This window comes from Stenotrophomonas sp. ATCM1_4, from assembly GCF_004348115.1.
GTDB lineage: Bacteria > Pseudomonadota > Gammaproteobacteria > Xanthomonadales > Xanthomonadaceae > Stenotrophomonas > Stenotrophomonas capsici.
Map to the genome: position 1 here is coordinate 1,329,530 of NZ_QPFB01000001.1, position 21,593 is coordinate 1,351,122.

The following is a 21,593-nucleotide window of genomic DNA, read 5'->3' on the forward strand; positions in this document are numbered from 1 at the left end:
GGACGCGCTTCCGGCCCCGGCTCAGGCCGCTTCAGCTACGTGCCGGAGGCGCTGCAGCACGAAGTCGGCCAGTTCGTGCGGGCTGTACTTGGCGACGAAGGCGTTGGCCCCGACACGCTCGACCATGGCGTTGTTGAATACGCCGGACAAGGAAGTGTGCAGCAGCACGTACAGGCCCGACAGGCCCGGATGGCGGCGGATTTCCGTCGTCAGCGTGTAGCCGTCCATGGCCGGCATCTCGATGTCGGAGATGACCATGGCATAGCGTTGCGCCGGGTCTTCGCCGGCGGCCTGGATCTGCAGCAGGTGCTCCAGCGCCTGCTTGCCGTCGGACAGCAGGGTGGCGGTGACCCCCAGCTGGTCCAGCACGCTCCGGATCTGCTGGCGGGCCACGCGCGAGTCATCCACGACCAGTACCTGCATCGGCGGGGCGTCGGCCGGCAGCGCCATCGATGGATCCAGCACGGCTTCGCCGCGGACCTGGGCAATGTCGGCCAGCACGCTTTCCACGTCGATGACCTGGATCAGCTCGCCCTGGAAGCGCGTCACCGCAGTCAGGTAGGTGGACTCGGCGCCCAGCTCCGGCGGCGGCTGGATGTCCTCCACCGCGATGTTGACGATCCGCTCCACGCCGCTGACCAGGAAGCCCTGCACCGAGCGGTTGAATTCGGTGACCACCAGGTAGCCCGGGGCAGTATCGGCTTCCGGCTCGCGCTCGGGGTGGCCGATCGCCAGGCCCAGGTCCAACACCGGCACCGAGCGCCCGCGCACGTCGGCGACGCCGGCGAACTGGCCGGGAAGGCCCGGCACCTGGAACAACGCAGGGCGTCGCAGCACTTCCTGCACCTTGAACACGTTCACGCCAAAAAGCTGACGGCCGCCAAGGCGGAACAGCAGCAGCGCGAGGCGATTGTGGCCGGCCAGCCGGGTGCGCTGGTCGATGCGATTGAGCAGGTCTTGTGACATGCCGCCTGTATCGGCGCGGGTCGGGGACAACTTGAGGCCGGCCTGGGCCGGGTTCTGGCACGCCGCTTGCCTGTGACCGGGCTGGAGTCGTTTGTCCGGAGCCCAGATCCATGCGCCTGTTCCTGTTGGCCAGCCTGCTGCTGCCGCTGAGTGCCCTTGCCACCGAGTTCCAGCCGGTGGAGAGCATCCGTGTGGCGGCGTTGTCGACCCTGGCGACCGGGGAGCAGGGCGAGGCCGGGGTCGACGCCGGCCTGCGCATGCCGCGCTGCGCGCAGGGGCTGCGGGCCCAGGCCACGGCCAACACCACGGTGGAAGTGAGTTGCCCGGACGCCGGTGGCTGGCGCCTGTTCGTGCCGGTCAAGGTGCGCCGCGAGCAGGCCGTGCTGGTGCTGGCACGCGGCGTGGCCGCTGGAGAAACCCTGGCCGCGGCCGACATCAGTACGGTCCGGCGCGACACCGCGCGGATCGCCGGCGCGGTACTCTCGGCGCCTGAACTGGCGGTGGGACGGGTTGCGCGGCGCACCTTGAGTGCCGGCAGCCTGCTCTCGTCCAGCGACCTGGTGGCCCAGCGGATCGTCCGTCGGGGCGACAGCGTCGCCCTGGTCTCGCGGCGGGGCGGGGTGGAAGTCCGAATGGCGGGCCGTGCCCTGGGCGACGCCGGCGAGGGCGAGCGGGTGTCGGTTGAGAACCTGTCTTCACGCCGGGTGATGCAGGGTGTCACCACGGCGGCCGGCGATGTGCTGGTCAGCCGGTAAATTTCGCTAAAGAACCCCCGGCCGCTGCCGTTATCGTTTTCGAACCGAATCAGGAATCCCATCACATGAGCCAGAAAATCGACGGCGGAATCGCAGCAGCGGCGCAGATGCGCAGTATTGCGGTCAACACCCGGGTCGCCCCGGCCGGCGAGTCCAAGGCCCAGGCGGTGCAGGCGGCCGATAGTGTCCGCCTGACCGGTGAAGCCACCCAGTTGCAGGCCATGCAGCGCGAGCTGAGCAACGCCTCGGCCATCGACCCGGCCCGCGTGCAGGCCGTGCGCCAGGCGCTGGAGAACGGCAGCTACCGGATCAACCCCGACGCCATTGCCTCGCGCATGCTGGACCTGGACCGGCAGCTGCAGGGATGAACCTCACCATGGCCGATCCGCTGCAGCGGTTGAGCGAGGCGCTGGAAGGCGAGCAGCGCGCCCTGGTCGAGCATGACGTGCCGGCACTGGTCGCCGCGACCGGCCGGAAGCTCGAAGCCCTGCGCGAACTGGAGCGCAATCCGCCGCTCAACGCTGCCGGTCGCCTGAAGGAACTGGCCGAACGCAACCAGGCCAACGGCGTACTGCTGTCGCGCCGCCGCCGCGAGGTCAACTGGACCCTGCGCCAGCTCGGTCGCAGCGAAGATGCCCCGGCATACGACGCCAAGGGCCAGACTGAAACCCTGCAGGCACGCCGACCGTTGGCAGTGGCCTGAGTCCGGCCGCCCGCTGCGGCGGCTGTTGAAGCGCGCAAACGCGCAGTCCGGCAGCAAACGCCTGCCGGCATCCGGCTATAGTGACGGCCCCGTTTCAGTGCCGTACCGCCGTGACCCAGATCGATACCCCTTCCCTGGCCCCCCTTCCGTCGTCGGCCGCCCTGCGCGCCCTCGGTGAGCGGGTCAAGCATGGCCTGCTGGTGTTCAACAACCGGCTGGAGGTGAGCATCGCCAATGCGCTGGTGCGTGAACTGTTCGGCGTCGATGAAGCCGGCAGCAGCGGCCTGGCCCGCGAGCTGGAACGGCTGTTGCCGTCCTTCGCGATCCCGCAGGTCCGCGAGAGTGGCAACTGGAATGGCAGCCTGCCGATCGGCGAGCGCGTGATCACCGTGCACCTGCACCATCATGCCGACGCGGCCGGGGAATCCTTCCTGGCGTTGTTCCAGCAGGTGGATGGCCCGGAGGACTACGAGCGCGAGCTGCAGCAGCGCCACGCCGAGCTGCGCCAGGCCTACCTGCGCCTCAACGGTGCCCAGGAGAAGCTGCTGCAGTCGGAGAAGATGGCCTCCATCGGCCAGCTGGCCGCGGGCGTGGCCCACGAGATCAACAACCCGATCGGTTACGTGCATTCCAACCTGGGCAGTCTGCAGGAATACCTGCGCAGCCTGTTCACCGTCATCGAGGCCTACGAGCGCGCCTTGCGCGCGCCGGACCCCAAGGCGCTGATCGCCGAGATCGATGACATCCGCGACCGCCTGGACATCGACTTCATCAGCCGCGATCTGCCGCAGCTGATGGCCGAATCCCGCGAGGGCATCGAGCGGGTGACCCGCATCGTGCGCGACCTGAAGGACTTCTCGTACTCCGGCCGCGACGAGTCCTGGAAGCTGGCCGACCTGCACGCCGGCCTCGAGTCGACCATCAACATCATCTGGAACGAGCTCAAGTACAAGGTCACACTGGAGCGCCATTACGGCGAGCTGCCGATGATCGAGTGCCTGCCTTCGGAGTTGAACCAGGTCTACATGAACCTGCTGCTCAACGCCGGCCACGCCATCGCCGAGCGCGGCAACATCATCGTCAGCACCGGGGTGGAGGGCGAGGAGGTCTGGGTGCAGTTCGAGGACGACGGCGCCGGCATCTCGCCGGAACTGCGCCAGCGCATCTTCGACCCGTTCTTCACCACCAAGCCGGTCGGCAGCGGTACCGGCCTGGGCCTGTCGATCTCCTACGGCATCATCAACAAGCATCACGGCCGCATCGACGTGGAAAGCACGGTTGGCGAAGGTTCGCGCTTCCGCATCGTGCTGCCGGTCCGCCAGCCCAAGTAGCAGCACCCCCGGGCGCGAAGCCGAACCGCCCGTCCACGCCGGCGCTACGTCGGAATCCCGCCGCGCTTCTCGTCGTGGGTGCGGAAGGCCTGGCGGATGTGCTCGCGAAGCTCGTCGTCGTTCCACGGCTTGGTCAGGAAGCGATAGATCGCGCCGCGGTTGATCGCGTCGGTGACGGTGTTCAGGTCGGTGTAGCCGGACAGCACCAGCCGGATCGTGTCCGGGTAGAGCATCTTCACCCGGCCCAGGAACTCGGTGCCGCTCATGTCGCTCATGCGCTGGTCGGACAGGATCACCTGCACGTCGTTGATCGCCAGCAGGTCGAAGGCGTCACGCACGTTGCCGGCGGCCAGGATGCGGTAGCCGTCGCGGCGGAACAGGCGCACCAGCGAACGCAGCACGTTCTCCTCGTCATCGAGCAGCAGCAGGGTGCGGTCCGGGCGGGTCTCGGCGAAGGCTTCCGGGCGCAGGTAGCGACGGCGCAACGTCATGCCGGCCGCGTCGGAGGACATCGGCTCGCCGAACAGGTAGCCCTGGAACACATCGCAGTCATTGCGGCGCAGGAAGCCGAGCTGTGCCTGCGATTCCACGCCATTGGCGATCACGGTCATGCCCAGCTGGTGGCCCATGGCGATGATGGCGCGGCTGATGGCCGCCTCGCGGTTGGCCGCCGGCGCGCTCTTGATGAAGCTGCGGTCGATCTTGAGCTTGTCCACCGGATAGCGGACCAACGCGCTCAGGCTGGAATCACCGGTGCCGAAGTTGTCCAGGCACAGGCTGATGCCTTCATTGCGCAGGTTGGCCAGGGTCTCGTGGACGAAGTTGACGTTGTTGGTCAGCGCGCTTTCGTTGATCTCCAGGGTCAGCATGCGCGGGGGGACGCCGATGCCCTGCAGCAGCGCCATCACCTCGGTGAAGAAGTTCGGGCGCAGCAGCTGCAGGGTGGAGACATTGACGGCGACGTTGAAGTCCTCGAAGCCCTGGTCGCGCCACAGCCGAGCCTGGCGCAGGGTCATCTCCAGTACCCACGCGCCGATCTGCACGATGATCCCCAGCCGCTCGGCGGTGCGCATGAAGCGCTCGGGCACCAGCATGCCGAGGGTGGGCGACTGCCAGCGCAGCAGCGCTTCCATGCCGACCACGTGGCCGTCGCGCGCGCTCACCAGCGGCTGGTAGCGCAGGCGCAGCTCGCCGTTGTCGATGGCATCCACCAGTTGCCGCGAAATGATGCTCTCGCTGTGCGCGCTGCTGGGCTTGTGCAGCACGTGCACGTGCACCGCGTTGCCGCCCTCGCGCGCGGCCTGGTGCAGCGCATCCTCGGCCAGGTCCAGCAGGGTGGTGGGGTTGGTGGCATGTTCGGGGCACAGCGCCGCGCCGATCTTGCCGGTCAGGAACAGGGTGTACGGCAACACCGACAGGGGCAGCTCGATCTGCTGGCGCAGCTGCTCGGCCAGCTCCTCCGGTGGCGGCACATTGCCGCCGCGCTCCACCGCGATCAGGAATTCATCGCTGCCGTGCCGCCACAGCTTGCCGCGGCCATCCAGGAAGTTGCGCAGCCGGTCGGCGATCAGCACCAGTGCCTGGTCACCCACTTCGGCGCTCATGTTCTCGTTGACCGAGGCGAAGTGGTCGATGTCCAGGTGCAACAGCATCATCGACGGGCCGTTGCGGCGAGCGGACTCGACCATCGCGGCGAACTCGGGATTGCCGGCGCCGAGGCGCACGGGGCGCACATCGTTGCGATCGGCAAGCACGGCGGCGGGGGAATTCCACATCGGCGGGGGTCCTGGAAAATCGGTCAATGCGGGAGCGCGGGGCAGGGCAGGTGCAGGTCGATGCAGGTGCCTTCGCCCGGCGCGGTTTCGATGCGCAGGCGGCCACCGGCACTCTGCGCGCGTTCGCGCATCACGATCATGCCCAATCCGCGCGGTCCGTTGGGGTCGAATCCCTCGCCATCGTCGATCACCCGCAGGTGCAGGCCGCCTTCGGGGGCGTCCTGCAGCAACAGCGAGACCTGGCTGGCACGGGCATGGCGCAGCGCATTGGTCAGCCCTTCCTGAGCGATGCGGAAGCAGGCCTGCTCCACCTCGTTGCCCGGGCGCTGGCTGAGCGTGCGCACGTCCAGCAGCAGCTCCACCGGCGTGGAGCGGAACAGCATGCCGGCCTGCCAGCGCAAGGCAGCCTCCAGTCCGAGCGCGTCCAGCTGCGGCGGGCGCAACAGCATGGACAGGTTGCGCAACCGGATCACGGTGCTGTCGGCCAGTTCGATGATCTGGTCGATGTCCTCGCGGCGGCGTTCGGCCAGCTCTTCCTCGCGGGCGGCGAAGGCAGCCAGCTTCATCGCGGTGATCGCCTGGCCGATGTCATCGTGCAGGTCACGGGAAATCGAGCGGCGTTCGTCCTCCTGCAGCGAGAACAACCGCCCGGCCATGGCCTGCAGTTCGGCATTGCTGGCCGCCAGCGCGGCGCGTCCCTGTTCCAGCTCGCTCAGGTCACGGATGACGAAGCGCTCGGCGGCCTGGCCCTCATGAACCACCGGGCCCGCGCTGAGCGATGCCTGGAACGCACCGCCGCACGGGTGATGCAGCAGCAGGCGCGCGAGCGAGGGCTGTTGGGTACGCGCGGCGCGCAGTTCCGACAGTGCGGTGGCGGGCATCCCGTTGCGGATCCCGAGCATGCGCCCGGCAGAGGCGTTGGCATACAGCACCTGGTCGGCGCCAGCGATGATCACCGCGTCGGGCAGGTTGTCACTGATCTGCCTGAAGGAAGAGGGCCCCGCCGGTGGGGTGGGGTCCTGCCGCATGCCGGACGGACGGCACAGCCAGCCGATCAGGATCCCGCCGACGGTCAACGCCACTGCGATGAACATCACATTTTCTGAAGCGCTGCCGGCGACCAGTCGCATGAACAGAAATGCCATGGCCAGCACCAGCCCGCACACCCGCAAAAGCACGCGGTGCTGTCGCTGGAGGCGACGGACAGGCACGGACGCGGGTGGAATGGGGGCCTTGCCGGCTTCCATGTTCGACATGCTGGGTATGGATTGCGTGATGTCATCTTAACGAGTTGTCCGGGTGCCGCGCGACGTAATGCTCAATTCCACCGGATTGCTGCCGTTATCACTCCTGTCCCCGGATTCCCGGGCAGGAGAAAGAGCGCGTGGATCGCGGGGTAATCGCAAGCCTGCTTAACCACCCATTGAACGCGGCCCTGGTGCTGCTGGACGTGGATGGACAGCCCTTGGCGGCCAACGCCAAGGCCAGGGAATTGCGCCTGCACGAACGCTTGTCGCGCTATTGCGCGCAGTTGGCGGGCTGCCGGGCGCAGGCGCCCGGGCAGAAGGCGGTCAGCTGCCCGTTGCCGGATGGCCAGGCGCGGCTGGATGGCTGGCTCAGCGCCATCCACGATCCGGGCGGGAGCCTGCTCGGCTACCTGTATTCGTACTCCACCGACGCCTCCGCGCACGCCGCCCAATGGCTGGCGGCCATGGAAGCCGGTGGCAACGTCGCCTGGGACTGGGACGTGGCCGCCGACCGGCTCACCCGCCGCGGACCGCACGGAACCCACACCGAGCTGCGGCTGATGGACAGCGTGCATCCGGACGAACAGCCGCTGCTGCGCCAGTCCATCGCCGCGCACCTGCACGACCCCGCGCAGCCCTTCGCCTGCCAGTTCCGCATCCGTGACGCCCAGGGCCAGTGGCGCTGGGTGCTGGACCGCGGCAGGGTGGTGGCGCACGCGGCCGACGGCCAGCCGCTGCGCATGGCCGGCACCTACACCGACATCCAGCCACTGAAGGCGCTGGAAGACGACCTGCGTGCGCAGCACGCGCTGCTGTGCCGCGCCCAGCGCGTGGCCGGCATGGGCAGCTGGAGCTGGGATTGCGGCCGGCAACGGATGCAGTGGTCGCCCGAGAGCCACGCCGCGATCGGCGTGGAGGCAGGCTCCCTGTCATCGGGCTGGGGCTGGATGCGGCAACTCGGGCGCGACGCCCGTCGTCACCTGCTGACGGTCTGGCGACGCCTGCATGCCGACCCGCAGGCCACCGAATTCGAAGTGTGCTGGGGCCGCGAGCCGGTGCTGCAACAGCAGCTGCGGGTCTGGTTGGAACCCGAGCACGATGCGTCCGGGCGGCTGCGGCGCGTGGTTGGCCAGGTACAGAACATCAGCGGCCAGCACCGTACCGACGCATTGATCCGTTGGCGCACCGAACTGCTCAATCGCGTATCCGCGCTGGGCAGGATCGGTGGCTGCGAGATCGACGCCAGCACCCGCGAGATGCAATGGACCGAGGAGTGCTACCGCATCCATGGCCTGCGCAAGGCGCCGGTCACGCTGGATCAGGCGCTGGGCCTGTACACGCCGGACTCGCGCGACAGCTTCGAGGCGGCCCTGGCGCGCATCGCCCAGGGCGGGCTGCCCGAGCAGTTGGACCTGTGCTTCTATCGCCCCTCCGGGCAACGTGTCTGGGTGCAGGTGCTGATCGAGCTGGACCGCCGCGACGGCCTGCCGGAGCGCCACGTGGTGCTGTTCCGCGACATCACCCGCGAACGCGAGGCCGATGAGCGCCTGGAACTGCTGGCCCACTACGACCTGCTCACCGGTCTGCCGAACCGCATGCTGCTGCGCGAGCAGGCCTCCGAGGCCATCCTCGAAGCGCGCGAGCGCGGCGCGGTGCTGGCCATGCTGTTCGTCGACCTGGACGGCTTCAAGGGCATCAACGACACCTTCGGCCATGCCACCGGCGACATCCTGCTCAAGGCCGCGGCCTCGCGCCTGCACCAGAACCTGCGCAACGCCGACCTGTTCGCCCGCTTCAACGGCGACGAGTTCATCGTCGTGCTGCGCAACCTGGCCGAGCCGGAGGACGCCGGCCACGTGGCCCGCAAGCTCATCGCCTCGTTGGCCGAGCCGCTGTATCGCGAGGACGCCACCCTGAAGGTGGGCGCCAGCGTGGGCATCGCCCTGCTGGACGAGACCCGCAACGATTTCGACACCTTGCTGCGCGCGGCCGATGCGGCCATGCATGCCGCCAAGGAAGCCGGCCGCAACACCTACCAGTACTACAGCCAGGATGCGCTGGCGCGCACCCAGCGGCTGCTCGAGATCGAGCACGCATTGAACGGTGCACTGGACCGGGACGAGTTCAGCCTGGCCTACCAGCCGCTGATCCACACCCGCGAAGGCCATGCGCCGTCCATCGAGGCACTGCTGCGCTGGAACACTCCGCGCATCGGTCCGTGCAGTCCGGCCGAATTCATCCCTATCGCGGAGAAGTGCGGGGAAATCATCCGCATCGGCGATTGGGTCCTGAACGAGGTATGCCGCCAGGCCGTGGTCTGGGAGCAGGCCGGGCTGCGTTTTGACCGCATCGCGGTCAATGTCTCGGCCATCCAGTTGCGCGAGCGCGGCTTCGCCGAGCGCGTGATCGCGATTTGCGACCGTCACGGCTGGTCGCCGCGGCGCCTGGAGCTGGAGCTGACCGAGTCGGCCCTGATCCGCGACACCGAGGCCCTGCGTCAGTGCTTCGACGTGTTCGAGCAGCATGGCGTGCCGCTGGCGGTGGATGACTTCGGTACCGGATTCTCCAACCTGCATTACCTCAACCGGTTCCCGGTGCAGCGGCTGAAGATCGACCGCAGCTTCGTGCAGGGCATGCTGCATGACGCCGGTACCGCCGAGGTCACCCAGGCCATCGTGCACCTGGGCCACGCGCTGGGCATGCGGGTGGTGGCCGAAGGCGTGGAAACAACCGCCGAGGAAGCCATGCTGCGCCGGCAGGGTTGCGACGAGCTGCAGGGCTACCTGTACTCCAAGCCCTTGCGTTCACGCGAGATGATGCGCTGGCTGCGCGAAGGGGGCTGCGACACCAGCACGCCTCCTCCGGCCGAACACACTCGGATCACCGCCACCCTGTGAGCGCGCAGGCCCGGTAGGCGCGCCCTCGGGCGCGAAACCACGATTGCTTCCGGAGCCGGTAGCCGCATTGCGTTACCGACGCACATCGTCTGCATCAACACCGGCATCGCGGCCAAGACCGCTCCAACAGCACTGACACGGTAGGAGCGCCCTCGGGCGCGAAACCACGGCTGCAACCAAAGCCCAGGCGCGCTTCCGGCTTCCCCGGCCTACTGCCCCAGGGCAGCGGCAAGTCCCGCAGCCGCGGCGACGACGCCCCGCGTCCGTCGCCGCCTAGACCACCGCCAGGTCCCACTGGATGCTGGTCACCAGCCAATCCTCGCTTGCCACGCCAATCCGTGCATCGCGGTACAGCGCCATCAGCTCGTCGCGGCTGGACTGCTCCAGTCGCTGCAACTGTTCGGCGCGGCTCAGACAGGAGGAGGCGGCCAAGACCGCCCCGTCATCGGCTGCTTGGTGGCTCATCCGGGTCTCCCGTGATCCGCCCAGCGACGGACATGACAAAGCCCCGGCTTTCGCCGGGGCCGGGTTCTGGACGCCTGGTGGGGTATCAGAACAGCTCAACCGTACCTGCGCCCATGCTCTGCTGGGTCACCGGCTTGTGCGGCGGGCGCTCCCACTCGCTGCGCAGCTCGCGCAGGCGGCTACCGGTGCGCTGCAGGGCGTTGACCAGTTCGCCATCGAACACGCCGCCATTGCGGTGCAGCAGCTCCTGCAGGGCCACGGCTTCGCGGTTGATGGTGCCCAGGCGGTCCAGGTGGGTGTGCACGCCGCCCAGGGTCTGGGTGGCGATGTCCTCGAACTGCAGCGCACGCACCGCTTCGGCGACGCTGCCATCGATGGCGCGGCCGCACTCGGAGATCTCGCGCATGCCGTCGCCCAGCGACGCGTTGATCGCGGCCACGTTGTCGAGCATGGCGGCGGCTTCGTGGCGGGCTTCACGCGAGCGGTCCATGTCGCGCGAGGCCATGTGTGAGACGGTCTCGCGCACCTTGGCGATGGCGTCCTTGGAGCTGTGGGCCAACTTGCGGATCTGCTCGTTGAAGGTGGTCGAACGCTCGGACAGGTTGCGCACCTCGTCGGCAACCACGGCGAAACCACGGCCGGCTTCGCCGGCGCGGGCCGCCTCGATCGCGGCATTGAGGGCGAGCAGGTTGGTCTGGTCGGCGATGGACTTCACGTCCTCCAGCAGCGAGAAGATGCCATCCAGGTGCTGGGCCATCTGGTCGATGTGCTGCACGGTGGTGCTGCTCTGGCCGCTGACTTCCTCCAGCGCCTCGACCAGCTGTTCCATCTGCTGGCTGGCGTGCTGGGCGAAACGGGCTACGTCCACGCCGGCGCTGCCGTCTTCACCGGCACGGTCGACCACGCGGGCCAGTGCCTGGCTCTGCTGGCGCGACTTGCGGTTCATCGCATCGAAGCTGCTGCCCAGCCCGGCGACGGCCTGGCGGATCAGTTCGCGAGCGCGCTCGACTTCATTGCGCGAACCTTCGATCTCGTTGCTGACGAAGCTGCGCAGCTCGTTGAGCAGCATGTCCTGTTCGCGCATCACGCGGGCATGCTCGGGCGAGCGTTGGGTCTGCGAATGCACGCTCCACCAGGCAAACACCAGCCAGCTGAGCACCATGGTGGTCAGGATTGCCCAGAGCACCGCGGCGGGCCAGGTGAATGCCACGGCGAGCGGCAGCAGGAAAGTAAGGACCAGGGGGGCGGCCAGGCGGATTGCAATACGTGCGTACATGGACGTTCTCGGGAGAGTCACGGTTGCTGTATCGGCCGTGGGCAGGGTGTCTTTAGCCCTGCGCGCGCAATCCGGGGACATCGGCGTGAAGGCCTGCGGCCGGGGAGGGCGGCAGGCCGTTGCCTCAACGCACGCGGCGCTCGATGGCTTCGAGCATGCTCCGGCGCGAGAACAGGAAATCCCAGTAGGTGCCGCCCAACTGGCGCCACAGCACCGCCGAGCGCACCGCCGCCAGCAGCAGCGCCCGGATCTCCGAGACCACCGCAGCCTGGCCGAGGTAGTGCGGGTTGCCCTGGACCATGATCCGCGGCTTGAGCTGGCTGATGGTGTCGGCATACAGGGTGCCCATGGCCATCAACACGTCCGGGTGGCTGCTGTCGCCCAGCTCCAGGGCGCGGTCGGCGGTGCGGCGGATGCCGGCGGTCACCTTGTCCACGGCCGCGTCCTCGCGGACGAAGCGGCGCTCCAGCTGCATCACCGACAACGCCAGGCGCGGCAGCAGGTCGTCCTTGCCCTGGTTGCGGAAGTAGTCGCGCACCAGGCGCAGGCCCGGCTCCACCTGCGTGACACTGCCGTACACCGCAGCCGGGGAGGCCGCGTCGATGCGCATCACGCTGTCCATCGCGGTCCGCACGATGGCGTTGTCCGAATGGCCGGTTTCGGCGATGCGACGTACCTGCTGCAGCGCCTGGGCAATGCCGGCCACGGCAAGCACGCGGTCATCGATGGAAAAACTCATGGTTACCTCTCAAGGGGAAACGGGAACGCCAAGCCGGCGTTCCAAGGGAGCATCGGTGGCGGCGATCACGGCGCCCCCCAGGCACTCGGCGCCGTCGTACAGCACCAGCGACTGGCCCGGGGTCACCGCCCGCTGCGGGCGGGTGAAATGCACGTCCAGCGTGCCATCGTCACGTACCTGGACGGTACAGGGCTCGTCCGGCTGGCGGTAGCGGGTCTGGGCGGTGCAGTCGAAGCGCCGTGCCGGGGGCGCGCCGGCAATCCAGTGCATGGCTTCGCTGCGCAGCCAGTTGGACTGCAGCCACGGGCTGTCATGGCCCTGGTCCACGTACAGCACGTTGCGCGCCACGTCCTTGCCGACCACGAACCACGGCGCGGCCGGACGGCCACGCACGCCGCCGATGTTCAGGCCTTCGCGCTGGCCCAGGGTGAAGTAGAACACCCCCGGGTGGCGGGCGATGACCTGGCCGTCCGGGTCCTGGATCTCGCCCTCGCGGGCGGGCAGGTACTGGCCCAGGAACTCGCGGAAATCGCGTTCGCCAATGAAGCAGATGCCGGTGGAGTCCTTCTTGGCATGGGTAGGCAGGCCGGCCTCGCGGGCGATGCGGCGCAGTGCGCTCTTCTCCAGGTGGCCGATCGGGAACAGCGTGGCCGCCAGCTGGGCCTGGCCCAACTGGTGCAGGAAGTAGCTCTGGTCCTTGCCGCGGTCGGCGCCGCGCAGCAGTCGCCAACGGCCGCCGGACTCCACCACCTGGGCATAGTGGCCGGTGGCGATGCGCTCGGCGCCCAGCTCGCGGGCCGCGTCCAGGAAGTGCTTGAACTTCACCTCGCGGTTGCACAGCACGTCCGGGTTGGGCGTGCGGCCGGCCGCGTATTCGGCGAGGAAGTGCTCGAACACGCCCTGCCAGTATTCGTTGGAAAAATCACGGAAGTGGAACGGGATGCCCAGCCGGCCACACACCGCCACCGCGTCGCGGCGATCTTCCCCGGCGCGGCAATGGCCGCTGCCGTCATCGGCCCAGTTCTGCATGAACAGGCCGGCCACGTCCAGGCCGTTCTGGACCAGGGTCAACGCGGCGACGGACGAATCCACGCCACCGGACACCCCTACGACTACACCGGGACTACTCACTGCACCTGCCTCAACATCGACAACGGATAACGCTGGCCAGCCAGCCAATCGGAAACGGTCTGCCAGACCAGCGGACTGCGCAGGCGGGCCATGTCGGCCTGCAGCGCGGTCGGGGTGAGCCACAACGCCTGCACGATGCCGTCGTCCAGCGCCTGCTCCGGGTGGTGGCGCAACGGCTCGGCGGCGAAGGCAAAACGCAGGAACGGCGTGCCATCGCCGGCCACCCACTGGTAGGTGCCGATGAAGCCGGTCAGCTTCACCTCCCAGCCGGTCTCCTCGCGGGTTTCGCGGATGGCGGCTTCCAGCAGGGTTTCACCGGCCTCCAGGTGGCCGGCCGGCTGGTTCAGCACCCGCCGGCCGCCTTTTTCCTCTTCCACCAGCAGCAGTTGCCCCGCGCGGGAGACAACGGTGGCCACGGTCACGCGTGGCGACCAGCGCGGGGGCTGCGCGGTGTCCACGCTCAGTATTCGTCCGCCTTGGTCAGCTCCAGCTCGATCTCGTCGGCGCTGGCCGAGGCCGCGTCGATGGCATCGGAAAGCTGCTTGGCAGTGGCGTCGGCGTCGATCTTGACCACGAACACCGCCAGGTCCTGCTGTTTCACCCAAGCGCCCAGCTTGGAGGCATTGGAGTCCTCGAGCAGGCGGTTGGCGACGCTGGCCGGGAAGTCTGGGCTCGGCGACTTGTAGCCGGGCGACCAGATCTCGCGGACGTTGTGGGTGCCGTAGGACTCGACGTTGGAGCGCACGTAGACCAGCTGGGTACGGTTGTTGTCCAGCTCGAACACCAGCCGGTAGTCACCGTCCTCGTCGACCTCGTACTTGTACTCCAGTGAATCCAGCAGGCGACCGATGGCACGGTCCGGTTCACCGGCGACTGCGCTTCCTGCGGCTGCGGTCATCAGTGCTGCGATGACGATGCCGGTTACAGACTTCTTCATGTTTTCCCCGTCAGTGGTTGGTTGACCTGCAAATTGTGCGGGGGGCAGGGGGGTGTCGTCCAATGGCTGAAGGTCGAAGCCGGCAAACCGCTATAATTGCCCGATGCCCCAGAAGCCCCAACATGACAACGAGCACGGCCTGCTGGTTGCCCCCGGCAAGCCCGAGATCGCGCCGCCGCCGCAATATCAGGTGATGCTGCTCAACGACGACTACACCCCGATGGACTTCGTGGTGACGGTGCTGCAGAACTTCTTCTCGATGGACCTGGACAAGGCCACGCAGGTGATGCTGCACGTCCATACCCGCGGCCGCGGCATCTGCGGGGTGTACAGCCGTGAGGTGGCCGAGACCAAGGTCGCCCAGGTCAACGAGTTCTCGCGGATGAACCAGCATCCGCTGCTGTGCACGATGGAGCGCGCCTGAGCCGCCCGCGGTCGCCGCGTGCGCACCTGCCTGCCGGGCCGGTTTTCCAGGGCGCCGGCTGTGTCCCCGATGGGAAACACTTTCCCGCCTGCGCCACCGCTGGCCGCCCCTCGCGGCGCAACGGCCGTCACGCCTTGCTCTTGAAGCTGAATGCCGGATTCACCGGGTGAACGAATCCCCACTTCCTGCTGACGTGGCCTCTACATGAACGCCGCTAGGGTGCTGGAAAACGTGCAGTCAGGCCGCATATTGTCAGCAACCGGAACCGGAGTGCCTCATGTTCAGTAAAGACCTCGAGCAGACCATTGGTCAGTGCTACAAGCGCGCCCGGGAAGCCCGTCATGAATACATGACGGTGGAGCACCTGTTGTTGGCCCTGCTTGAGAATGCATCCGCCCAGGCCGTCCTGAAGGCCTGCGGAGCCGACCTCGAGCGCCTGCACAGCGAACTGGAGAAGGCGATCAATGCCTCGGTCTCGCTGCTGGCCGAAGACGATGGCCGCGATACGCAACCCACCCTGGGCTTCCAGCGCGTCCTGCAACGTGCCGTCTACCACGTGCAGTCCTCGGGCAAGAAGGAGGTCACCGGCGCCAACGTGCTGGTGGCGATCTTCGGCGAGAAGGAATCCCACGCCGTCTACTACCTCAACCAGCAGGACGTGACCCGGCTGGACGTGGTCAATTACCTGTCCCACGGCGTGGCCAAGAGCGGCGACGAATCGGACATGTCCTCGCCGCTGGAAGGCGAGGGCCGTGCCGAGGGCGGTGAGGGCGAGCCCAAGGGCGATTCGCTGACCGAGTTCGCCAGCAACCTCAACGAGCAGGCCAAGGCCGGTCGCATCGACCCGCTGGTCGGCCGGCGCGACGAGATCGAGCGCACCATCCAGGTGCTGTGCCGTCGCCGCAAGAACAACCCGCTGTACGTGGGCGAGGCCGGCGTGGGCAAGACCGCCATCGCTGAAGGGCTGGCCAAGCGCATCGTCGATGGCGAGGTGCCCGAGGTGCTCGCCGACGCGGTGATCTATTCGCTGGACCTGGGCGCGCTGGTCGCCGGCACCAAGTACCGCGGTGACTTCGAGAAGCGCCTGAAGGGCGTGATCGGCGCACTGAAGAAGATCCCCAACGCGGTGCTGTTCATCGACGAGATCCACACCATCATCGGCGCCGGTTCGGCCTCGGGCGGCACCATGGACGCCTCCAACCTGATCAAGCCGGCGCTGGCCTCGGGCGAGCTGCGCTGCATCGGTTCGACCACGTTCCAGGAATACCGCGGTATCTTCGAGAAGGACCGCGCCCTGGCCCGTCGCTTCCAGAAGATCGACATCGTCGAGCCGACGGTGGGCGAGGCCTACGAGATCCTCAAGGGGCTGCGCCCGAAGTACGAGGCGCACCACGGCGTGACCTATGGCGATGACGCGCTGCAGGCCGCGGTGGACCTGTCGGTCAAGCACATCGGCGACCGCCTGCTGCCGGACAAGGCCATCGACGTGATCGATGAGGCCGGCGCCCGCCAGCGCCTGCTGCCCGAAGGGCAGCGCAAGTCGCACATCGACATCGAGGAAGTGGAGACCATCATCGCCAAGATGGCGCGCATCCCGGCCAAGCAGGTCACCGCCACCGACAAGGACGTGCTCAAGCACCTGGAGCGCAACCTGAAGATGGTGATCTTCGGCCAGGACCCGGCCATCGACAGCCTGGCCTCGGCCATCAAGCTGTCGCGCTCGGGCCTGGGCAACCCGGACAAGCCGATCGGCAACTTCCTGTTCGCCGGCCCGACCGGCGTGGGCAAGACCGAGGTCACCCGCCAGCTCGCGCTGCAGCTGGGCATCGAGCTGGTGCGCTTTGACATGAGCGAGTACATGGAGCCGCATTCGATCAGCCGCCTGATCGGTGCGCCCCCGGGCTACGTCGGCTTCGACCAGGGTGGCCTGCTGACCGAGAAGATCGTCAAGACGCCGCACTGCGTGCTGTTGCTGGACGAGGTGGAGAAGGCGCACCCGGACATCTTCAACATCCTGTTGCAGGTCATGGACCGCGGCATCCTTACCGATACCAACGGCCGTGAAGCCAACTTCAAGAACGTGATCCTGGTGATGACCACCAATGCCGGCGCCACCCAGGCGGCACGTCGCTCGATCGGCTTCACCAAGCAGGACCATGCCACCGATGCGATGGAAGTGATCCGCAAGAGCTTCACGCCGGAGTTCCGCAACCGCCTGGACGCGGTGGTGCAGTTCCAGCCGCTGGGCTTCGACCACATCCTGCGCGTGGTGGACAAGTTCCTGATCGAGCTGGAGATGCTGCTGCAGGACAAGCACGTCTCGCTGTCGGCCACCCCGGCCGCCCGCGACTGGCTGGCCCAGCACGGCTTCGACCCGGAGATGGGTGCCCGCCCGATGAGTCGCGTGATCCAGGACAAGATAAAGCGTCCGCTGGCCGACGAGCTGCTGTTCGGCAAGCTGGTGGACGGCGGCAAGGTCAGCATCGACGTGCGCGACGGCGAGTTGATCGTCGAGACCCAGGCCGAGCCGGAGCACCTGCTGCCGGCCACGGTCGAGTAAGCCGGGCGACTCACCCCGGACACCCGATGCCCGCATCCAACGATGCGGGCATTTTTGTGGGACGGGCAGGAGTGGCCTTGGCCGCGAAGCCTTGAATGCGTCACCGCAGGAAGATCCTATACGCCCATCCTCGGCCCGCTTTCCGCGGCGAACCTGAGGCGGGGCCAGGCATTGCCCGCTCCGCGGCCGGGGCCATTCCTGCGGAATTTCGCCACGCAAAAAAGCCAGCGCGCGGGCTGGCTTTCCTGGCATAACGCCCGGCTTACCGCATTACTTCATGCGGTAGGTGATACGGCCCTTGGTCAGGTCGTACGGCGTCATCTCGACCTTGACGCGATCGCCGGTCAGGATGCGGATGTAGTTCTTGCGCATGCGGCCGGAGATGTGGGCGATGATTTCATGCCCATTTTCCAGGCGAACGCGGAAAGTGGTGTTCGGCAGCGTCTCACTGACGGTGCCTTCGAACTCGATGGAGTCGTCTTTCGACATGTAGTCCTGTGCGGTTCTGCGGACGGCCCCGAGGGCCTAAGGGCGGGCATTTTACGCCGCCGGGCGGATTCATGCAAAGTTTGCGTTAAACGCCGGCCGGTTCAGCCAGCGTGCTGGCGGGGAATTCCCCGAAGCCACGTGTCCACGGGCCAACATCGGCCGGTTCGCGGACCAGTCGCCGCACCTGGGCCAGGAACGGCGCCCGTTCCAGCCGTTCGGCGCCCATCCGCACCAGGTGCGGGTTCTCGACCTGGGCGTCGATCAGCGGCCAGCCCCAGCCGGACAGCGTCCGGGCCAGCGCGGCCAGGGCGATCTTGGAGCCGCCAGTGCGGCCACTGAACATGCTTTCGCCAAAGAACATCCGCCCGATCGCCACGCCGTAGATACCGCCGACCAGGGCATCCCCGTCGTAGACCTCCACGGAGTGCGCGTAGCCCAGCCGGTGCAACTGGAGGTAGGCCGCGAGCATGTCGTCGGTGATCCAGGTGCCGTCCTGGCCCGGGCGGGGCGCCTGCGCGCAGGCCTGCATCACCTCGGGGAACGCGGTATCGGCGCGGACCCGCCAGTCGCTGCCGCGGAGTGCGCGACGGAAGCGCGAGGACAAATGGACCCCGCCGGTACGGAACACCATGCGCGGGTCCGGCGACCACCACAGCAGCGGCTGGCCGTCGGAAAACCACGGGAAGATCCCGCCCGCATAGGCGTTGAGCAGGCGTATGGGGCTCAGGTCACCGCCGACGGCGAGCAGGCCGTCGGGTTCGTGCAACGCCAGCTCGGCCGGGGGGAACGGCGAATCGCTGGCCTCGTCGAGCAGGTAGGGGCCTTTCGGGGTCATGGCCGGGGTTCGTCGGATTTGAAGGGTGAGTGATGCTGCAGCGCCTGCGCGTAGCGGGCAGCATCCTCGCGCTCGCGGGCACACCAGTCGCGCAGGGCCTGCCGGAACTGCGGGTGGGCGATCCAGTGGTGGCTGCGCACTTGCGTGGGCAGGAAGCCACGGGCCAGCTTGTGTTCGCCCTGCGCACCCGGCTCGAAGCGCTGCAGGCCTTCGCGCAGGCAGTACTCGATGCCCTGGTAGTAGCAGGTTTCAAAATGCAGCCCGGGCAGGGCCGCGCCGCCCCAGTAGCGCCCGTACAAGGTATCGCCGCCGCGCAGGCACAGCGCGCCGGCCACCGGTTCGCCATCCTGCAGGGCCAGGAACAGCACCAGCTGGCGCGGCAGCTGCATGGCCAGGTGGCGCAGGAAGGGCAGGGTCAGTGCCGGCGCGTTGCCGTATTCGGCAAAGGTCTGCAGGTAGAAGCCGTGCATGGCACGCAGCTCGTCGGCACTGGCTTCGTTTCCGTGACGCGTCACGAAGGTGATCCCGGCGCGGGCGACCTTGGCGCGCTCCTGGCGGATGTTCTTGCGTCGCTTGTGGTCCATCGCGACAAGGAAGTCATCGAAGGCCTGCCAGCCCGGCTCGCGCTGCCACTGGAACTGCACGTCGGTGCGCAGCAGCCATTGCCCGTCGAAGCACGGCGTCTCCCCGGGCAGGTGGAAGTTGATGTGCGCGGACGAAAGCTGTTCGGCTTGCACGTGCGCGACGATGGCATCGCGCAGGGCGCGGCGGTCCTGGTCATTGCGTGCCAGCAGCCGCGGCCCGGTCACCGGCGAATACGGCACCGCGCCCAGCCACTTGGGGAAATAGTCCAGGCCATTGCGCGCATAGGCATTGGCCCAGGCGTGGTCGAACACGAACTCGCCGTGTGAGTTGTACTTGCGGTAGCCCGGTGCGGCAGCGACCAGTGCGCCATCACGCCACAGGGTCAGGTGCTCGGGTTGCCAGCCCCAGTCCGGGCGCAGGCAGCCGTGTTGTTCCAGGCCGCTCAGAAACGCGTGGCTGATGAACGGATTTCCGCCGTCGTGCAGGGCATCCCACACGACCGTGTCAATCGCGTCCAGCGAGGAAATGGCGCGCAGCTGTAGGCTCATGGCTGGAATTGCAGCACGTCGATGGTGGGCGGGTTGAACAGGCGCAAGGGCAGGCCGATCTCCCCCAGGCCCCGGGTGGTGAATACCCGCACCGGGCCGGCAGGTGCGCGCGCGATCTGTTCGCCGCGATCAAAGTCGTATTGGGTCGGGATGACCCGGCGGTACAGCCACGGGATACGGATCTGTCCGCCATGGGTGTGGCCGGCAAGCACGATGGCGGCATCGGCCGGACGTAATCCCATGGCGCTGTCAGGGTTGTGGGCGATGACGATGGCCGGACGGGTAATGGCGTCGGCGACGCGCAGGAATGCGGGATCGTCCTTTCCGGCCCAGCGATCGCCGAGCCCCGCCCATTGGCGGCCCTGGCTGTCGGTGACGATCTGGCCTTCGATGACCTGCACGCCATGGTGGCGCAGGGCCGTGCGCAGTGGCAGATCGATATCCGGACCGGGGGCTTGCTGGTCATGGTTGCCCAGCACGGCGTAGGCCGGTGGCTTCAGCCGGGCCAGTGGCGCGAACAGATCCTGCAGTTCGCTGGCCTTGGGTTCGTAGGTCAGGTCGCCGGCGATGACCACCGCATCGACGGGCAGTGCATTGATCCGGTCGACCACCCGTTCCAGAAAGGCGCGGTTCTTGTACACGCCCAGATGGATGTCACTGATCAACGCGACCCGCGCGGTGACACCGGTGCCGGGCAGGGTGGTCTGCTCGACCTGGATGATCTGCGGTTCGATGAAGCGCGCCCAGGTGAACACGCCGCAGCCCAGCAGCAACAGCGCGAGCAGCCAGCGATGGCGGCCGCCAGGCCAGCGCCACGACAGCCAGGCAATGGCAGGGAAGACCAGCCAGCTGCCGTGAAACAGCAGCTGCTTGATCAGCACCCTGTCCATGCCGGCAGCCGTGGCGGTCCGCGGTCAGAGGCTCTGCGCGTCCAGGAAACGTTCGGCGTCCAGTGCGGCCATGCAGCCGAAGCCGGCCGAGGTGATGGCCTGGCGGTAGTGCTGGTCGGCCACGTCGCCGGCGGCGAACACGCCTTCCACGGAGGTCTGGGTGGCGTTGCCGCCCAGACCCGAGCGGATTTCCAGGTAGCCGTTGTTCATCGCCAGCTGGCCCTTGAACAGGTCGGTGTTGGGCTGGTGACCAATGGCCACGAAGAAGCCGTGCGCGTCGATGTCGCGAGTGCTGCCGTCCTGGGTGGACTTCACGCGCACGCCGGTCACGCCCATCTCGTTGCCGAGCACTTCGTCGACCTGGTGGTGCCAGACGGTCTCGATCTTGCCGGCGGCCACCTTGGCGAACAGCTTGTCCTGCATGATCTTTTCCGCCTTCAGGGTGTCGCGGCGGTGCACCAGGTAGACCTTGCGGGCGATGTTGGACAGGTACAGGGCCTCTTCCACGGCGGTGTTGCCGCCGCCCACCACGACCACGTCCTGCTCCTTGTAGAAGAAGCCGTCGCAGGTGGCGCAGGCCGAGACGCCGCGGCCCTTGAAGGCTTCCTCGGACGGGATGCCCAGGTATTTGGCGGTGGCACCGGTGGCGATGATCACCGCGTCGGCGGTGTACTGGGCGTTGTCACCGGTCAGGGTGAACGGACGCTTGGACAGGTCGGCGGTGTGGATGTGGTCGAACACCACCTCGGTGTCGAAACGCTCGGCGTGGGCCTGCATGCGCGCCATCAGGTCCGGGCCCATCAGGCCATGCGCGTCGCCCGGCCAGTTGTCCACTTCAGTGGTGGTCATCAGCTGGCCGCCCTGCTGCAGGCCGGTGATCACCAGCGGCTTGAGGTTGGCGCGGGCGGCATAGACGGCGGCGGTCCAGCCGGCCGGGCCGGAGCCCAGGATGATCAGCTTCTCGTGGCGGGAGGGCAGGGACGGGTGGCTGGGAGTGCTCATGTATACTCGCGAAAGTTCAGGGTTGGCGGCCCGTTGGC

The 21,593-nt window shown here is 67.7% G+C and carries 20 protein-coding genes and 1 pseudogene; 7 read left to right on the plus strand and 14 right to left on the minus strand.

The window, feature by feature from the left end:
* Positions 1-21: 21 nt before the first annotated feature.
* A complete protein-coding gene (locus ATCM_RS06365) occupies positions 22-966 on the minus strand; it encodes a chemotaxis protein (RefSeq protein WP_132863500.1) in 945 nt (314 codons plus the stop codon).
* Positions 967-1,076: 110 nt separating this feature from the next.
* Here ATCM_RS06365 and flgA point away from each other — a divergent pair, with 110 nt between their 5' ends.
* From flgA to ATCM_RS06385, 4 genes are all read left to right on the plus strand, one after another.
* Positions 1,077-1,721, plus strand: a complete 645-nt coding sequence (gene flgA, locus ATCM_RS06370) for a flagellar basal body P-ring formation chaperone FlgA (RefSeq protein WP_132863502.1) — start codon at positions 1,077-1,079, stop codon at positions 1,719-1,721.
* A gap of 65 nt (positions 1,722-1,786) precedes the next feature.
* Positions 1,787-2,089 (plus strand): flagellar biosynthesis anti-sigma factor FlgM, encoded by a 303-nt coding sequence (gene flgM / locus ATCM_RS06375; protein ID WP_132863503.1) that lies wholly within the window; start codon positions 1,787-1,789, stop codon positions 2,087-2,089.
* Positions 2,086-2,424, plus strand: coding sequence for a flagellar protein FlgN (locus tag ATCM_RS06380; protein ID WP_132863504.1), 339 nt, complete (start codon positions 2,086-2,088; stop codon positions 2,422-2,424). The genes flgM and ATCM_RS06380 overlap by 4 nt, the downstream gene beginning before the upstream one ends.
* Before the next feature lie 110 nt (positions 2,425-2,534).
* On the plus strand, positions 2,535-3,755 hold the full coding sequence (locus ATCM_RS06385; protein WP_132863506.1) for an ATP-binding protein: 1,221 nt from the start codon (positions 2,535-2,537) through the stop codon (positions 3,753-3,755).
* A 44-nt stretch (positions 3,756-3,799) separates the two neighbouring features.
* Here the strand turns inward: ATCM_RS06385 and ATCM_RS06390 are convergent, their stop codons facing one another.
* Both ATCM_RS06390 and ATCM_RS06395 read right to left on the minus strand, forming a co-directional pair.
* Entirely contained in the window at positions 3,800-5,530 is a 1,731-nt protein-coding gene (locus ATCM_RS06390; RefSeq protein WP_132863507.1) for an EAL domain-containing protein, read from the minus strand.
* Between the two features lie 23 nt (positions 5,531-5,553).
* A pseudogene (locus ATCM_RS06395) lies at positions 5,554-6,519 on the minus strand (sensor histidine kinase); the annotation flags it as partial.
* A 395-nt stretch (positions 6,520-6,914) separates the two neighbouring features.
* On the opposite strand from ATCM_RS06395, the gene ATCM_RS06400 reads away from it, so the two are divergent.
* Positions 6,915-9,674: an EAL domain-containing protein gene (locus ATCM_RS06400; protein WP_132863510.1), complete on the plus strand. Its 2,760-nt coding sequence runs from the start codon at positions 6,915-6,917 to the stop codon at positions 9,672-9,674.
* A 273-nt stretch (positions 9,675-9,947) separates the two neighbouring features.
* Here the strand turns inward: ATCM_RS06400 and ATCM_RS06405 are convergent, their stop codons facing one another.
* From ATCM_RS06405 to ATCM_RS06430, 6 genes are all read right to left on the minus strand, one after another.
* The gene (locus ATCM_RS06405) at positions 9,948-10,139 is read right to left on the minus strand and encodes a hypothetical protein (protein WP_132863512.1); all 192 of its coding nucleotides are present in this window, start codon (positions 10,137-10,139) and stop codon (positions 9,948-9,950) included.
* An 85-nt stretch (positions 10,140-10,224) separates the two neighbouring features.
* A complete protein-coding gene (locus tag ATCM_RS06410) occupies positions 10,225-11,415 on the minus strand; it encodes a methyl-accepting chemotaxis protein (RefSeq protein WP_132863514.1) in 1,191 nt (396 codons plus the stop codon).
* A 124-nt stretch (positions 11,416-11,539) separates the two neighbouring features.
* Positions 11,540-12,154: a high frequency lysogenization protein HflD gene (gene hflD, locus ATCM_RS06415; protein WP_132863515.1), complete on the minus strand. Its 615-nt coding sequence runs from the start codon at positions 12,152-12,154 to the stop codon at positions 11,540-11,542.
* A gap of 9 nt (positions 12,155-12,163) precedes the next feature.
* Positions 12,164-13,285: a tRNA 2-thiouridine(34) synthase MnmA gene (gene mnmA, locus ATCM_RS06420; protein WP_132863516.1), complete on the minus strand. Its 1,122-nt coding sequence runs from the start codon at positions 13,283-13,285 to the stop codon at positions 12,164-12,166.
* On the minus strand, positions 13,282-13,749 hold the full coding sequence (locus ATCM_RS06425) for an NUDIX hydrolase (RefSeq protein WP_132866088.1): 468 nt from the start codon (positions 13,747-13,749) through the stop codon (positions 13,282-13,284). Before ATCM_RS06425 ends, mnmA begins: the two co-directional genes overlap by 4 nt.
* A complete protein-coding gene (locus ATCM_RS06430) occupies positions 13,746-14,222 on the minus strand; it encodes a YbjN domain-containing protein (RefSeq protein WP_132863518.1) in 477 nt (158 codons plus the stop codon). Before ATCM_RS06430 ends, ATCM_RS06425 begins: the two co-directional genes overlap by 4 nt.
* Positions 14,223-14,325: 103 nt before the next feature.
* On the opposite strand from ATCM_RS06430, the gene clpS reads away from it, so the two are divergent.
* Entirely contained in the window at positions 14,326-14,646 is a 321-nt protein-coding gene (gene clpS / locus ATCM_RS06435; protein WP_132863519.1) for an ATP-dependent Clp protease adapter ClpS, read from the plus strand.
* A 277-nt stretch (positions 14,647-14,923) separates the two neighbouring features.
* On the plus strand, positions 14,924-17,206 hold the full coding sequence (gene clpA, locus ATCM_RS06440) for an ATP-dependent Clp protease ATP-binding subunit ClpA (RefSeq protein WP_132863520.1): 2,283 nt from the start codon (positions 14,924-14,926) through the stop codon (positions 17,204-17,206).
* Between the two features lie 270 nt (positions 17,207-17,476).
* On the opposite strand, the gene infA is transcribed toward clpA, so the two are convergent.
* The 5 genes from infA to trxB all read right to left on the minus strand — a co-directional run bounded on the left by infA (position 17,477) and on the right by trxB (position 21,555).
* Positions 17,477-17,695: a translation initiation factor IF-1 gene (gene infA / locus ATCM_RS06445; RefSeq protein WP_005409596.1), complete on the minus strand. Its 219-nt coding sequence runs from the start codon at positions 17,693-17,695 to the stop codon at positions 17,477-17,479.
* Positions 17,696-17,780: 85 nt separating this feature from the next.
* Positions 17,781-18,530: a leucyl/phenylalanyl-tRNA--protein transferase gene (gene aat, locus ATCM_RS06450; protein WP_132863522.1), complete on the minus strand. Its 750-nt coding sequence runs from the start codon at positions 18,528-18,530 to the stop codon at positions 17,781-17,783.
* The gene (locus ATCM_RS06455) at positions 18,527-19,663 is read right to left on the minus strand and encodes a GNAT family N-acetyltransferase (RefSeq protein ID WP_132863524.1); all 1,137 of its coding nucleotides are present in this window, start codon (positions 19,661-19,663) and stop codon (positions 18,527-18,529) included. Before ATCM_RS06455 ends, aat begins: the two co-directional genes overlap by 4 nt.
* A complete protein-coding gene (locus ATCM_RS06460) occupies positions 19,660-20,553 on the minus strand; it encodes a metallophosphoesterase (protein ID WP_132863525.1) in 894 nt (297 codons plus the stop codon). Before ATCM_RS06460 ends, ATCM_RS06455 begins: the two co-directional genes overlap by 4 nt.
* Positions 20,554-20,577: 24 nt before the next feature.
* Entirely contained in the window at positions 20,578-21,555 is a 978-nt protein-coding gene (gene trxB, locus ATCM_RS06465; protein ID WP_132863527.1) for a thioredoxin-disulfide reductase, read from the minus strand.
* Positions 21,556-21,593: the final 38 nt, after the last annotated feature.